Origin of the sequence: Mesorhizobium sp., from assembly GCF_965229135.1 — a bacterium.
Classification (GTDB): Bacteria; Pseudomonadota; Alphaproteobacteria; order Rhizobiales; family Rhizobiaceae; genus Mesorhizobium.
This window is the reverse complement of the sequence record NZ_OZ245860.1, coordinates 1,664,960-1,680,148: the sequence shown is the minus strand read 5'-3', so window position 1 is coordinate 1,680,148 and position 15,189 is coordinate 1,664,960. Positions and strand designations below refer to the sequence as shown.

The following is a 15,189-nucleotide window of genomic DNA, read 5'->3' as shown; positions in this document are numbered from 1 at the left end:
CCAACGTCATGAGTGCGATTGAGCGCCGGCGTGCTTCGCGGCAAATACGGGCTTTCGGCTCATTTTCCGCCGCAGCATGGTCCTTACGTCGGGCCATTCACAATCGATGATGCTGAAGCGGACAGAATTGCGCTTGCGTCCATCGGGCATGATCCGCTCGTTGCGAATAATCCCTTCCTGCTTTGCTCCAATCCGCAGAATGGCGGCTCTTGACTTGTCGTTGAGTTCGTCCGTGGTGAACTGTACGCGCACCCACTCCATCACATCGAACGCATGGGCCAAGAGAAGGTACTTCGCCTCGGTGTTGATCTCCGATCGCTGGACCGAACGACTAAGCCAGGTATGACCGATCTCCAGCTTTCTATTCTTGCGATCGATCTTCCAAAGCCGCGTGCTTCCGCAGACCAGTCCAGTAGCGCTGCTGACTATGACGTAGGGCATCACTGTCCCGGCCTGCAGACCCGCCAGGGCGGAAGCTATGTATTCGTCGACGGTGTCGGGCCCGGGAATGACGGTGGACGTCATCTTCCACAACTCGCCGTCCGAAGCCGCAGCCACGAGGTCCGGCGAATGCTCCCGCACAAGGGGTACAAGTTCCACGGCCTTGCCGGCCAGGACGGGTTGGGTGAGTTCGGGGGAGGCACCCATCAGGCGATAGCTCTCAACATGAGGCCTTCCTGTTACTCGCAGGATCCTGCCCAAGGAGGACCGATCCGATGCCGGCTCGAACAGATATTCCGGAAGTCGCCGACGCTCAGCCGCCGATCTCGATATCCAACTGGCATTGCGTCAGTCCCGCCTCGGCCATGATCCATTGCTTGAAAAGCAATACCTTGCGAGCGGCAAGCGTCTTGTCGGGACAGACGAAATACCAACCGGCTGTGTTTGGATGATGAACGGCGAACGGCGCCACCAGCCGATCAGCGCGGATATCGCTGGCCATGTAGGCACGATTTGCAACGGCAAACCCCATTCCCGCATTGGCCGCCTCGTAAGACATCATGCATGAGTCGAAATAGATGCTTTTGGTCTCATTGAGCACGAAGCTGGCCCCAGCAAAACCAAGCCAGGATTCCCAGTTCTGGGTGCATGTATCGGAATGCAACAGCGTGAAGTGGCGCAAATCTTCCGGTGTCACCTTGGAAAGTGGCTTGTCGCCAAGAACCTGATGGAAGAGCTTTCGGCTGCAGACTGGTGTCAGGTCTTCCTTGAACAGCAGCTCCGAGCGCAGATCAGGAAAGCTGCCGTCGCCATATCGGATCTCTACATCGTACTCCGAAGTGGCGAACTCATGCGTTGCATACGAGGTCGACACCCGCATCTCGATGTCGGGAAACTGCTGTTGAAACTGCGGCAGGCGTGGAAACAGCCAGCGTGCGGCGAAGGTTGGCAACACGGATATTTTCAACACATGCTCCTGAGACTGCCCCGTCGCTTCCATGCTCGCGGCGACGATCCGTTCCAGCGCCTCGCGAACGCGTGAGACATAGGTCTCGCCCTCAGGCGTCAGCGAAACAGCATTGCCGCCGCGCAGGAAGATCTTGAAGCGCAACTGGTCCTCAAGGCTCTTGACGCGTTGGCTCACGGCGGAGGCCGTTATGAACTGCTCTTCGCCAGCGCGCGTGAAATTCCTGTGCCGCGCGGCACTTTCCACGATCTTCAATGAGTTGAGATTGACCTGACTGAGCAGACGCACGGGGTTTCGACCTTAAGCTGGGCTTAGGGTAGCACCAGCATTCCTAATTTTACAGGGGTGGCCAACATAATCGACTGTCGTTCAAGTTCTCACCACATCCTGGAGAAGTAGAATGAACGCACACACCATCCCCGACCTGCGCTACGCGATGAGCCGCGAAGCCATCATCGGTCATGATACGGCATGGAAGATTTCGAGTTTCGGCGTCGCGCAATATCTTCACGGCTATGACCCCGCGCTGCTGGCCGCCATCGAGGAAGCCGCGCTGAAGCTGAAGGCCAGCCATGCCGTGCACAAGCATCTCGACCTGACCTTCATAACGGGTGCCGACCGCTACATCCCCGAAATCAGGGAACTCATCAACGACAAGCTTCGGCTGGAGCGGCTGTCGGACATGATGGGAACCCGGCTGGAGCCTTATCCACTCTCCATTGTCGGCTCGACGGTTACGTTCATGAATCCAAGGGACGGCGCGGTCGAATGGCACTGCGACGGTGTCCCGGTCACCGAACTGATTCCGCTTTCGATCAGCGATCAGCTGATCGGCGGCCACCTCGAAATCTACTGCGACAACAGCGAGAAGGGCAGAGCGATCCTGGAATCGGGGCGCGAAATCCCGCGCAATCGCGTCATGCGCATCGACCACAAGATGGATTACGCGACACTTGGCCAGTTTCTCGGCGTTTTGCACCGCACCGCGCCCATCCAGCACGGCGACCGCGTCACCCTAGTGCTCAACCAGCGATCGGTGGCCAAACCCTATGTGGACGACAACCGTATGTTCTATCTTGCCGCCGATAATGACCACGACCGCGAATGGGTCAACGAGTTGGCCGAAGACGTCTGGACCAACCAACTGCCTGCCTATCGCCGTCATGAGGAGGAACTTCACGTCCCGGCGGAAGCCGAGGCGCCGGTGCCGGTCGGGGCGAGGGACACATGGTAGCGAACCATGTCCGCGAATCGAAGCTCCGCTAGGCCCGTAAGCGGAAATCCGCTTGGCAAGCAGATCATGGCCAAGCAACAAGATGTTGCCCCATCCCGGTTCTTTCGGGATGGGCAGGGATCAAGGACCGCGCTGGTTTTCGCGGCAGGCGCGGTCGCCCTCTGGTCGACCAACGCGCTGGTGGGCAAATCCTTGCTGGAAAACCATCCGGTATACTTGGTGCAGTTCCTGCAATTCACCGGCGCGGCGCTGGTTTTCCTCGCCATCAGGTTGATGAGCCGTGACGATGTCTCCATGGCTGTCGTAAAGGCAGGTCTCATCCCGATCTCTGTCGGCGTGATCGGCCTGGTCGGCACGATGATCCTGCAATATGTCGCCTTTGCCTCGATGCCGGTAATCGAAGCGAACCTTGTCGCCTACACCTGGCCGCTGATGGTCGCCGCGACCGTTATCGTGCTCGAAACACCGCGACGCCCGGTATTGCTGGCGATCACCGCGGCTCTCGGCTTCATAGGCGTCGCGCTGGTGATTTCCGGCGGCCACCACCCGTCCTGGCTCCAGGGCAACCTCATCGGATATGTCTCGGCATTCGGTTCCGCGCTATGCATGGCCTTCTATTCGATTGTCGTTAGGCGCGTCGCAGGCTCGCCGGACCGCTTGTTGCTGCCGTCCGCATTGATCGGCATGGCCATCACATTCTTATGGTGCGTTAACAATGCTGTGGTTTGGCACATTGAACCGGATCTGTTTCTGGGGCTTTATCTTGGGGCTGGACCGATGGGCCTTGGTTATTACTTCTGGTCGCGTGCCTTGAAACTTGACGGCGGCAAGGTCGCGGTCGTCGCTTATCTAACGCCAATCGCCTCGACGCTGCTTTTGACACTGTCCGGCGAGCGGTTGACCGCGACGGCCATTATCGGCGCGGTTCTTGTCATTGGCAGTTGTATCGCGGTGGGCATGGAACGTTCGGAGGCTGGAAATCATGCTTGACGAAGATGAACGTCTTGCCCGACAGGAAGCACATTGGCTGGTCAGGGAATTTGGCGCGGAGGCGCCGCTCTATGCCGCGCTGAAGGCCGAAAAGGCAATCGAGCAAAAAGACTTCAGCCGTTGTGCCCGGTGGAAACGCGTTCTTGAAATCCTGGCCGACCACCAGCCCGCGAGAGCCTCGGCCTCCAAGTATTAGATTTTCTAATTTGCCCGGCTCCAGTCTTTCATGGAAACGTCCATGTACTGAGTCAAGGTAGTCTATCGGGACTTGGTGGTCCGTTGGGGATCGCAACTGAAAACCGAGACGTCGAGAAGAGTCTTCAACAGGGCCAGCGACGTTTTCGTCAGCAAGGTCAAAATACTTGTCCAATATCGACGAAAGAACGATCAATGAACTCACCGCCGATATTGTTTCGGCTTATGTGAGTAACAATCCACTTCCGGTATCCGGCCTTCCGGATCTGATTGCGAGCGTCAGGGCATCGGTTGGAAGATTGAGTGGCGCCGCCGCTCCGGAAAGCGTGAGCTTAAGCCCAGCCGTCAATCCGAAGAAGTCAGTATTTCCAGACTATATTATCTGTCTGGAAGACGGTAAAAAGTTTAAATCCCTCAAGCGCCATCTTAACACGACCTATGGCTTGAGCCCCGATGACTATCGGGCCAAATGGGGTTTGCCATCTGACTATCCCATGGTGGCCGCGAATTACTCGGCTACAAGGTCGGCCCTTGCGAAGTCCTCAGGGCTCGGCCGCAAGCCGGCAATACCGCTGGCCGTCGCAGGCAAGGGGGCAAAGCGCAAGGCAACTTCCTGAACTGGGATCGGTAAGGGCATCTGTCGTAACAGCTGGCCGGTCCGCGTGGTTTTCCTGCCGGATGCGGCCAATTGGCGCCTCAGGCCTTGCGAAGCGCCGATGTCCCGTGCAAAAGCCCGGCCATGCTTGTTATCAATGATCTTTCGCTCCGCATGGCCGGACGCCTGCTTCTCGACCACGCCTCGCTGACCCTGCCGGCCGGCACCAAGGCTGGCCTTGTCGGCCGCAACGGCACCGGCAAGACCACGCTGTTCAAGGCAATCACCGGCGATTTTCCTTCCGAGACCGGGTCGATCAGCCTGCCGAAGAACACGCGCATCGGCCAGGTGGCTCAGGAAGCACCGGGCACCGAGGAACCGCTGATCGAGATCGTTCTCAAGGCAGACCTGGAACGTTCCGCGCTTCTTGAAGAGGAAAAGACGGCGACCGATCCGCACCGGATCGCCGACATCCATATGCGTCTGGCCGACATCGATGCGCATTCGGCCGAGTCGCGCGCTGCTACGATTCTTGCAGGCCTTGGCTTCGATGACGCGGCGCAGCGGCGTCCGGCTTCATCCTTCTCCGGCGGCTGGCGCATGCGCGTGGCACTCGCCGCGGTGCTGTTTTCCGAGCCCGATCTGCTGTTGCTCGACGAGCCGACCAACTATCTCGATCTCGAAGGCACGCTGTGGCTGGAAAACTATGTGTCGAAATACCCGCACACAGTGCTTCTGATCTCGCATGATCGTGACCTGCTCAACCGCGCCGTCAATTCGATTGTCCATCTCGACCAGAAGAAGCTGACCTTCTGGCGCGGCGGCTACGACCAGTTCGAGCGGCAGTATACCGAGCAGAAGGAATTGCAGGAGAAGGGCCGCGTCAAGCAGGAGGCCGCCCGCAAGCATATGGAATCGTTCGTCGAGCGATTCCGTGCCAAGGCTTCGAAGGCCAGGCAGGCGCAATCGCGCATCAAGGCGCTGGAGAAAATGAAGCCGATCGCCGCGATCGTCAACGATACGGTGCGGCCATTCTCGTTCCCCGAGCCCGTGAAGACGGTGGCATCGCCGATCGTGGCGCTGAACAACGTCAATGTCGGCTACACCGAGGGGCAGCCGATCCTGAAGAAAATGACGTTGCGCATCGATGCCGACGACCGCATCGCGTTGCTCGGCGCCAACGGTAACGGCAAGTCGACCTTCGCCAAATTGCTGTCGGGCCGGTTGAAGCAGGAAAGCGGCACCATGACGGTGGCGCCTGGTCTGAAGGTGGCGATCTTCGCCCAGCACCAGCTCGACGATCTCCGGCCGGAGGAAAACGCCTACGAGCATGTGCGCCGGCTAATGCCGGAGGCGCCGGAATCGAAAGTGCGCGGTCGCGTCGCGCAATTCGGCCTCACCACCGAAAAGATGAACACCGCCGCCAAGGACCTGTCCGGTGGCGAGAAGGCGCGGCTTCTGATGGGCCTGTCGGCCTTCGAGGGACCGAACCTGTTCATCCTCGACGAACCGACCAACCATCTCGACATCGACAGCCGCGAATCGCTGATCCATGCGCTGAACGAATTTCCCGGTGCGGTCATCCTGATCTCGCACGACCGCCATCTGCTGGAAGCGACGGCCGATAGGCTGTGGCTGGTCAAGGATGGCGCGGTCAATCCGTATGACGGCGACCTGGAGGACTACAAGACGCTGGTCACCGGCGTGTCCGGCGACCGCCGCGGCAAGCGCGAGGCAGACAAGGCCTCGAAAGCCGACCGTCGCCGTGACGCTGCGGCGCGCCGCGCCGCCTTCGAGCCGCTGGCCAAGGAAATCCGAGCCACCGAAGCGCTGATGGACCGCATCCGCAAGCGCATCGACGGCATCGAGGACGAACTGGCCAACCCGGTGATCTACGAAAAGGATCCCTCGACCGCGACGCGGCTTGCCAAGGAACGCTCGCAACTCGCCCAGACCCTGGCTGGCCATGAGGAAAAGTGGCTGACCATGTCCGCGGAGTATGAGGAAGGCACGGCGGAGTAGGGTGCGGAGCCACTGCCGTTCCTACAGGAGGAAGGGCGTTGACGTGTTGAGGAAAGAACACATCGTCGCCACCCCATTTCGTGGCACATCCTCACAAGGGAATTAAGTCTGCGTCACATCTGGCCCTACACCGTGACATCGGATGCGGTTAGATTGCTTCCATGAACCAGCACGCCAAGCTCAGAATCGGCCATTCGGCCTGTCCGCATGATTGCCCCTCGACCTGCGCGCTCGAGGTCGAGTTGCTCGATGGTAACCGCATCGGCCGTGTGCACGGCGCCAAGGCCAATACGTACACGGCCGGCGTCATCTGCGCCAAGGTTGCCCGGTACGCCGACCGTGTCCATCATCCCGACCGGCTGATGAAGCCGTTGGTGCGGGCTGGTGCCAAGGGCGATGGCGTCTGGAAGGAAGCGAGTTGGGAGGCCGCGCTCGACCTCGTGGCCGAAAAGTTCGTCGCGGCCGAGGAGAAGCATGGCTCGGAGACCGTCTGGCCTTATTACTATGCCGGCACGATGGGGCTGGTGCAGCGCGATGGCATCGACCGTCTGCGCCACGCCAAGAAATACTCCGGCTTCTTCGGCTCGATCTGCACCAATCTGGCTTGGACCGGCTGGATGATGGGCGCGGGCGCCCTGCGCGGGCCGGACCCCCGGGAAATAGGCAAATCCGACTGCGTTGTGATCTGGGGAACCAATGCCGTGGTCACGCAGGTCAATGTGATGACCCACGCCATCAAGGCGCGCAAGGAACGCGGCGCCAAGATCGTCGTCATCGACGTTTACGAGAACGCGACGATGAAGCAGGCCGATCTCGGCCTCGTGCTGAAGCCCGGCACGGATGGCGCGTTGGCTTGCGCGGTCATGCATGTGCTGTTCAGGGAAGGCATGGCCGACCGCGCCTATCTCGAAAAATACACGGACGATGCCGCCGGGCTGGAAGCCCACCTTAAGCCGCGCACGCCGGAGTGGGCGGCTAGCATCACCGGGCTTTCAGTGGCGGAGATCGAGGCCTTCGCCCGCCTCGTCGGCACGACCAGGAAGACCTATTTCCGGCTCGGCTATGGGTTCGCGCGGCAACGCAATGGCGCGGTCAACATGCATGCGGCATCCTGTATCGCCGCCGTTACCGGCAGCTGGCAATATGAAGGCGGCGGTGCCTTTCATTCGAATTCCGGCATCTTCAAGCTCAACCAGGATATGCTGGAAGGCTCGAAGATGCGCGATCCCTCGATCCGCTATCTCGACCAGTCGCGTACCGGCCCGATCCTGACGGGCGCCGCGGATGCACTTTACGGCGGGCCACCAGTAACCGCGATGCTGATCCAGAACACCAATCCGGTGAATGTCGCGCCGGAACAGCGGCTTGTGAAGCAGGGTTTTCTGCGCGAAAACCTGTTCACCTGCGTGCACGAGCAGTTCATGACCGATACGGCCAAACTCGCCGATGTCGTGCTCCCCGCAACGATGTTCCTGGAGCATGACGACATCTACAAGGGCGGCGGTAACCAGCACATCACGCTCGGCCCCAAGCTGATCGATCCGCCGGAAGGGCCGCGCACCAACCATTTTGTCATCGAGGAATTGGCTGGTCGGCTGGGCGTCGCTGACAAGCCTGGTTTCGGGCTGACCGAAAAGCAGCATATCGACATCATCCTGGGCAAGCGCGGGCTGGGCAGCTTCGACAGCTTGAAGGAAGACAAGTGGATCGACCTCCAGCCGGATTTCGAGACCGCCCACTTCATCAAAGGCTTCGGCCATGCTGATGGAAAATTCCACTTCCGGGCCAATTGGAGCGGGCAGGCTGCCCCCAATAGGCCGCCAAAAAGCATGGGCCTGTTCGGCCCGGTGGAGCAATTGCCGGAACTCCCCGACCATGTCGATCTGATCGAGGTTGCCGACGAGGCGCACCCGTTCCGGCTGACGACATCGCCGGCGCGCAACTTCCTCAATTCGACCTTCTCGGAAACGCCGGTGTCGATGGCCAAGGAGGGTCGTCCTGAACTCCTGCTGCATCCCGATGACGCTGCGGCGCATGGTTTGGCGGACGGCGACCGTGTTGAGATCGGCAACATGCGCGGCGAGGTGGTTCTGCACGCCAAACTGTTTGGCGGCATCAAGCGCGGCGTCGTGGTCGCCGAAGGCATCTGGCCCAACAGCGCCCATGAGCGCGGCGAGGGCATCAACGTGCTGACCGGTGCCGATGCGCCGGCGCCCTATGGCGGCGCGGCGTTCCATGACAACAAGGTATGGTTACGCCCGGTGAAATGAGCGGCTCCAGTTCTGGAGGCTGGCATTCGCAACGGGATTTCTGGCGCGAAATCCTCACAGTCACACGACGCCACTCGCCCAGGCGGATCGGCAACGCAACGCCACGTCGCGCGTTGTTGCGTCATGCGCATCGTGCGGTGAGGGGCTTGATGATTTCCCGGACGTCGAACCGATCCTTTGTGCTGCTTCTGGGGATGTTGGCCGCAACATTTGCGACCTCGGCCTGGGGCGCCGAAGCCAGCCATACGTCGGGCATGGGTGGTTCGGGGGAAGGAATCTTTGTCGCCCAGATCGTCCTCCTGCTGGTCGTCGGGCGAGGTCTGGGCGAAGTGCTTCAGCGCTACGGTCAGCCTGCGATCATGGGGCAACTGATCGGCGGGATTCTGCTTGGTCCATCCCTGTTTGGCTGGTTGTGGCCGGCGGCGCAGCAACTGATCTTCCCGAGTGATCCCGCTCAGAAAAGTATGATGGATGCAGTCTCGCAACTCGGCATCCTGATGCTGCTTCTGTTGACCGGCATGGAGACGGATCTTCGGCTGGTGCGCCGGGTTGGCGCCGCCTGTTTTTCCATCTCGATCACCGGCATCGTCGTGCCCTTTGCCTTCGGCTTCGCGCTGGCGCAGTTCCTTCCCGACAGTCTGCTGCCCGAACCGACGCAACGCGTCGTCGCCGGGCTCTTTCTCGGCACCGCACTGTCGATTTCGTCGGTCAAGATCGTCGCCATGGTGGTGCGCGAGATGAACTTCATGCGCCGCAACCTCGGCCAGGTCATCATCTCCTCGGCGATCATCGAAGACACGATCGGCTGGCTGATCATCGCCATTACCTTCGGCATCGCAACCAATGGTCAGGTGCGACTGCTGCCCTTGGCAACGACCATCGTCGAAGTCGCCGCGTTCATGGTCTTTGCTTTCACCATCGGCCGGCGCATGGTTTTCACCTTGATCCGCTGGACCAACGACACTTTCCGCAGCGAATACGCGGTTGTCACCATGATCCTCGTCATCATGGGAGTAATGGCGCTGACCACCAACCTGATTGGCGTTCACACGGTCCTGGGCGCCTTCGTCGCGGGCATACTGGTGGGCGAGTCGCCTATACTGTCCGGACATATCGAGGAGCAGCTACGCGGCGTCATCACCGCGCTGTTCATGCCCATCTTCTTTGGCATGGCGGGACTTTCGGCCGACCTGACCGTGCTCGCCGATCCAACGCTGGCCATGTTCACGGTGTTCCTTGTCGTCATTGCCAGTGTCGGCAAGTTCGGCGGGGCCTTCGCCGGCGGCAAGCTTGCCGGGATGTCATTCAAGGAGGCCACCGCCGTTGGCAGCGCTATGAACGCGCGCGGCTCGACCGAGGTTATTGTCGCCAGCATCGGCCTTTCGATGAACATTCTCTCCCACAATCTCTTCACCATGATCGTGACGATGGCTGTGCTCACCACGCTGGCGATGCCGCCGATGTTGCGATGGGCCCTTGGCCGGTTGCCGCTAGGCCATGTGGAAAAGCAGCGCGTCGAACGCGAGACATTGGACGAACGCGGCTTCGTCTCGAAACTGGAGCGGCTGCTGGTTCTGGTCGACGACAGCCGGATCGGCAAATTCACCGCCTATCTCGCGGGGCTGGTCGGTGGCGGCAGCGGCATGCCCACCACCTTGCTGCGGCTTAAGGATGGCCATCTAGCGAGGCGTGAAGACGCAAGGGTGCCTGACGGAACGCTAAGGGAGATCAGGAAAGGGGCTGAAAAGAGCGCCAGGGCCGTAAAGCAAGCCGAGGACACGTTTGTGGAAAAGGTGCACTTGACGGCCCGCACCGAATCCCAGGCGACACGCGAGACCATCGCCGAGGAAGCGCGCAAGGGTTACGGCATGCTGCTGATCGGGCTCGAGGACGTGCTGACGGAAAAGAGGTTGTTCACCAAGGCGCTGAACGACATCACCGAAGGTTTTGATGGACCGCTCTGCCTGGTCCTGAACGGAGCCAGCGTCGCGGTCAAGATGCCAACGCTGAGTGCGGGAACCAGCATTCTCGTTCCGGTGAATGGCACGGAAGTGTCGCGCCGCGCCGCCGATTTTGCACTGGCGCTGGCGCGGTCCCACCAGGCACGGGTAAAGGTTCTCTATGTCTCGCAAGGTGCTGCCGCGGGCGGAAGGTCAATCTCCGTTTCACATCGTCGCGAAGAGGCGGTTCTCAAGGACATAGCCGACCTCGCCGACCGCTATGGCGTTGCCGTTGACACCGCCATTCGCACACGTGCCACTCCCGACAAGGCAATCCTCAGGGAGGCGTCCAAGAATGCCGCCATGATCGTCATGGGCGTCACGCAGCGGCCGGGCGACGAACTGTTTTTCGGCGACACCGCCACCGCGGTCCTGTCTTCCTGCAATTGCCCGATCGTGCTTTTGGCCAGCGAGCGCATTAGACGGAGCGAAAACGTTGCCGACCTTGAGGTCGAGTCGAGTTGATCAGGTCAGCCCAGCTTGAATCACCGTGGCAGGCGCTGGCTCTATGGCATTGTTGCATCATCATCTTTCTGTAGCGCGCGATTGGGCTCATGATCAGGGCTCCTTCGGAGAGTCCGCCTTGTCCCAGCCAATCAGAATTGCAATTGCCGGCGCGTTGGGCCGCATGGGCCGGCAGATGGCTGAAGTCGTCGAAGCCGATTCCCGACTGGCGCTGGTCGCTCGTTTCCATAGGTCCGATGTCGGCGGCACGGGGTTGGTCAGCCGGGACGAGGCGCTTGCCATGGCGGATGTGGTCATCGACTTCACCACGCCCCGCGCCTCCGCCGATCTGGCCAGGCTTTGCGCCGACCGAGGCGGGCCCGCACTGGTGATCGGCTCGACGGGGTTGGATGCGGCGGAGCTTGCCGCAATCGCGTCGGCGTCGAAGACGATTGCGATAGTACGTTCAGGCAATTTCTCGCTCGGACTCAACATGCTGATGGGGCTGGTCGAGCAGGCCGCACGGGCGCTCGATCCGGATGACTATGACGTCGAGATATTCGAGGCCCATCACCGCTACAAGGTTGATGCGCCGTCGGGCACGGCTCTGATGCTAGGCGAGGCCGCCGCGAAGGGGCGTGGCGTCGACATCGATTCCGTCAATGTCAGATCTCGAGCCGGCATGAATTGCGAGCGACGCCACGGAGATATCGGTTTTGCGGTGGTGCGCGGGGGCAGCATCGTCGGCGATCACAATGTCAGCTTCTGTGCCGAGGGCGAGACCGTGACACTGTCGCATGCGGCTGGCGACCGCAGCATGTTTGCGCATGGGGCCGTGGCGGCAGCGCTTTTCGTGGCAGGTCGTTCGCCTGGCGAATACGATATGCGCGATGTACTGGGTTTTCACGGCTGACGTCCGGTTCGGCGATGCTCGTATCTGGACTTACCAGGTCGCCGGACGCTGAAAGCGAGCTGAAAGCTTGGGCCGTTATGACGGGTTTGCGGTGCGAGCCGCACACCCGGCCGTAAGCGGCCGGAGAGGAGGAAATACGGCGTGGCTTCATGGCGGCGCCGCCCAGGTGGAGGAATTTTCGTGACAGGTTTCATCTCGAAGTGCGCGCTGCGCACGGCGACGCTGGCAATTGCATTGAGCACAACGACAGTCTTGGGTGTGGCGGCTGCGTCGGCCGCCGACAAGATCACAATCATCGTCGGCGGCATGGAGAAGCAGATTTATCTGCCGGCGGTTCTGACGCAGCAACTCGGTTACTTCAAGGATCAGGGGCTTGATGTCGAGCTGGTGAACTCGCGCGCCGGTGTCGAGGCCGAGAACGAGCTTCTGGCCGGCGCCGTGCAAGGCGTTGTCGGTTTCTATGACCACACCGTCGACCTGCAGTCGAAGGGCAAATTCATCCAGTCGATCGTGCAATTCAGCCAGGCGCCGGGCGAGGTCGAGCTTGTCGCGACGAAGCATCCGGAGATCAAGTCGCCGGCCGATTTCAAGGGCGCCACGCTCGGCGTCACCGGCCTTGGCTCTTCGACCGACTTCCTGACGCAGTATCTTGCGGTGCGCAACGGGCTGAAACCCGGCGACTATACGCTGCTGCCGGTCGGTGCGGGCAACACGTTCATCGCCGCCATCAAGCAGGACCAGATCCAGGCCGGCATGACCACCGAGCCGACCATCGCGCAGATGTTGAAGACGGGCGAGGCCAGGGTTCTGGTCGACATGCGCACGCCCGAGAAGACCAAGGAAGCGCTTGGCGGCGCCTATCCCGCAGCGTCCTTTTATGTCCAGTCCTCCTGGCTTGAAAGCCACAAGGACGAAGCCCAGAAGCTTGCCAACGCTTTCGTGTTGACGATGAAGTTCATCGCCAGCCACTCGGCCGATGAAATCGCCGACAAGATGCCGAAGGACTACTAAGCGGGCAGCAAGGAGCTTTACGTTCAGGGCCTGGCCGGCGGCAAGGCGATGTTCACGCCTGATGGGCGCATGCCCGAGGACGGCCCGCCCACCGTGCTTAAGGTTCTCTCGACATTTTCCAAGAGCCTGCAGGGCAAGCAGATCGATCTGTCGAAGACCTACACGACGGAATTCGTCGACGCGGCCAACAAGAGCACAAACTGACCGGCTCACGACGCCGGTCTTCCGGCGTCGTTTTCTTCAGGCAGGGGTCGACGGTATCAGCGGCTCCGGCCACGAGACGCTGACACCGCTGCATACCGGAGGCCGCCGCGTTGCCGTGGTGCTCCGACCTTGCCTTCATCGCGACAGGAGTATGCCATGCAACTGCAAACCATGGCGGCCGAGAAGCTTTCTCAGGCCGCGCCCACTGCCGATGCCGCGATCGCCATCGATGACGTGACGCTGCGTTTCGTCACCCCCGACGGACACATGATGACGGCGATCCGCGACTTCACCATGACGGTGGCGCGCGGCGAATTCGCCTGCGTCGTCGGGCCGACCGGTTGCGGCAAGTCGACGACGCTCAACCTCGTCACAGGCCTGTTGCGGCCAACGACGGGCAATGTCCGCGTCATGGGCGATCCGGTCGACGACATCCGACGCGATATCGGCTTTGTCTTCCAGGCTGACGCGTTGTTTCCCTGGCGCAGCGTTATCGACAATGTCGCCGCCGGTCCGCTCTACCGCGGCATGCCGAAGCCGAAGGCGTATGAACTGGCACGCGACTGGATCAACCGGGTCGGGCTCGGCCGTTTCGAAAAACACTATCCGCACCAACTGTCAGGCGGTATGCGCAAGCGCGTGGCGCTGGCACAGACTTTCATCAACCAGCCGAAGATCCTGCTGATGGACGAGCCGTTCAGCGCTCTCGACATGCAGACGCGCACGGCGATGCAGGACGAACTGCTAAATCTCTGGTCGGAGCTCAAATCCTCGGTGATCTTCGTCACCCACGATCTCGAAGAGGCCGTTGCTCTTGCCGACAAGGTCTATGTGCTGACGGCCGGTCCGGGCACGGTCAAGAGCGTCTACCGCATCGACCTGCCGCGCCCGCGCGTCATGGCCGACATCCGGTACGATCCGAAGTTCGTCGAGATCGCCAAGGTGATCTGGAGCGATCTGCGTGAGGAAGTGCAGCTTGGCCAGAGCCGCACCCTGCAGACTGGTCATTAAGAGGAGACGCCGTCATGACCGCTATCTCTCCCTTGTCCCAAGCCGCCGCCCGCGACGCTTCGATCGCCGTTGCCGAGAGCCGGGCGCGGGCACGGCTGCGCCGCCGTCATGCGCTGGTCATCGGCCTGCGCCTGCTCATCCTGGTTGCCGGCCTTGGCCTGTGGGAACTGGGCGCCGACCAAGGCGTCATCGATCCGTTCTTCTTCGCCAGCCCCTCCGGCATCTGGCAGCAGATCTGGTCGTGGATCACCGAAGGCACGTCGCAAGGTCCGCTCTGGTTGCAGATGTATGTGACGCTGGAGGAAACCGTCCTCGGCTTCGTCATCGGTGCTGTCGGCGGCATTGCCGCTGGCATCATCCTTGGCCGCAACCGGCTGCTTGCCGATGTCTTTTCCATCTACATCAAGATTGCGAACTCCGTGCCGCGCGTTGTGCTGGGCTCGGTCTTCATCATCGCGCTTGGCCTCGGTATGGCCTCGAAAGTGGCGCTGGCCGTCGTCATGGTTTTCTTCGTCGTCTTCGCCAACGCCTTCCAGGGTGTGCGCGAAGCGGACAAGGCGATGATCGCCAATGCCCGCATCCTCGGTGCGTCGCCGTTCCAAATCACACTGACCGTCATCATTCCATCGGCCATGAGCTGGATCCTGGCCAGTTTGCATGTCAGCTTCGGCTTCGCGCTCGTCGGCGCGGTTGTCGGCGAGTTTCTCGGCGCCAAGCAGGGCATGGGCCTGCTGATCTCGACGGCGCAGGGTGCGTTCAATGCCAATGGCGTCTTCGCCGCGATGATCATCCTTGCGGTGATGGCGCTGGTGGTGGAATTCATCATCACCCAGTTTGAAAACCACGTCGTCAAATGGCGTCCAGCGCCCTTCAACGAGCAGGGCGTGTGACG

General features: G+C 61.0%; 12 protein-coding genes and 1 pseudogene. 11 read left to right on the top strand and 2 right to left on the bottom strand.

Going from position 1 to position 15,189, the window contains the following annotated elements:
• Positions 1 to 6: 6 nt before the first annotated feature.
• Both ACO07C_RS08260 and ACO07C_RS08255 read right to left on the bottom strand, forming a co-directional pair.
• Positions 7 to 648: a GNAT family N-acetyltransferase gene (locus ACO07C_RS08260; RefSeq protein ID WP_421913684.1), complete on the bottom strand. Its 642-nt coding sequence runs from the start codon at positions 646 to 648 to the stop codon at positions 7 to 9.
• A 106-nt stretch (positions 649 to 754) separates the two neighbouring features.
• Positions 755 to 1,696, bottom strand: coding sequence for a LysR substrate-binding domain-containing protein (locus tag ACO07C_RS08255; protein WP_421913682.1), 942 nt, complete (start codon positions 1,694 to 1,696; stop codon positions 755 to 757).
• A gap of 112 nt (positions 1,697 to 1,808) precedes the next feature.
• Here ACO07C_RS08255 and ACO07C_RS08250 point away from each other — a divergent pair, with 112 nt between their 5' ends.
• The 11 genes and pseudogenes from ACO07C_RS08250 (at position 1,809) to ACO07C_RS08200 (ending at position 15,187) form a co-directional block, all read left to right on the top strand.
• Positions 1,809 to 2,642, top strand: coding sequence for a hypothetical protein (locus tag ACO07C_RS08250; RefSeq protein WP_421913681.1), 834 nt, complete (start codon positions 1,809 to 1,811; stop codon positions 2,640 to 2,642).
• Between the two features lie 6 nt (positions 2,643 to 2,648).
• Positions 2,649 to 3,632, top strand: coding sequence for a DMT family transporter (locus ACO07C_RS08245; protein ID WP_421913680.1), 984 nt, complete (start codon positions 2,649 to 2,651; stop codon positions 3,630 to 3,632).
• Positions 3,625 to 3,828, top strand: coding sequence for a hypothetical protein (locus tag ACO07C_RS08240; RefSeq protein WP_421913679.1), 204 nt, complete (start codon positions 3,625 to 3,627; stop codon positions 3,826 to 3,828). Before ACO07C_RS08245 ends, ACO07C_RS08240 begins: the two co-directional genes overlap by 8 nt.
• A 166-nt stretch (positions 3,829 to 3,994) precedes the next feature.
• Positions 3,995 to 4,444 carry a MucR family transcriptional regulator gene (locus tag ACO07C_RS08235; RefSeq protein WP_421913678.1) on the top strand — a complete coding sequence of 150 codons (450 nt, stop codon included), beginning with the start codon at positions 3,995 to 3,997 and terminating at the stop codon, positions 4,442 to 4,444.
• 122 nt (positions 4,445 to 4,566) lie between these two features.
• Positions 4,567 to 6,444, top strand: coding sequence for an ABC-F family ATP-binding cassette domain-containing protein (locus ACO07C_RS08230; protein ID WP_421913677.1), 1,878 nt, complete (start codon positions 4,567 to 4,569; stop codon positions 6,442 to 6,444).
• A 161-nt stretch (positions 6,445 to 6,605) separates the two neighbouring features.
• On the top strand, positions 6,606 to 8,714 hold the full coding sequence (locus ACO07C_RS08225; RefSeq protein WP_421913676.1) for a molybdopterin-containing oxidoreductase family protein: 2,109 nt from the start codon (positions 6,606 to 6,608) through the stop codon (positions 8,712 to 8,714).
• Positions 8,715 to 8,908: 194 nt separating this feature from the next.
• Positions 8,909 to 11,179 (top strand): cation:proton antiporter, encoded by a 2,271-nt coding sequence (locus tag ACO07C_RS08220; protein ID WP_421913675.1) that lies wholly within the window; start codon positions 8,909 to 8,911, stop codon positions 11,177 to 11,179.
• A gap of 118 nt (positions 11,180 to 11,297) precedes the next feature.
• The gene (gene dapB / locus ACO07C_RS08215) at positions 11,298 to 12,071 is read left to right on the top strand and encodes a 4-hydroxy-tetrahydrodipicolinate reductase (protein WP_421913674.1); all 774 of its coding nucleotides are present in this window, start codon (positions 11,298 to 11,300) and stop codon (positions 12,069 to 12,071) included.
• A 222-nt stretch (positions 12,072 to 12,293) separates the two neighbouring features.
• A pseudogene (locus ACO07C_RS08210) lies at positions 12,294 to 13,286 on the top strand (ABC transporter substrate-binding protein).
• Between the two features lie 156 nt (positions 13,287 to 13,442).
• Entirely contained in the window at positions 13,443 to 14,297 is an 855-nt protein-coding gene (locus tag ACO07C_RS08205) for an ABC transporter ATP-binding protein (protein WP_421913673.1), read from the top strand.
• 14 nt (positions 14,298 to 14,311) lie between these two features.
• Complete coding sequence (locus ACO07C_RS08200) at positions 14,312 to 15,187, top strand: ABC transporter permease (protein ID WP_421913672.1); 876 nt, start codon at positions 14,312 to 14,314, stop codon at positions 15,185 to 15,187.
• The last annotated feature ends 2 nt before the right edge of the window (positions 15,188 to 15,189 follow it).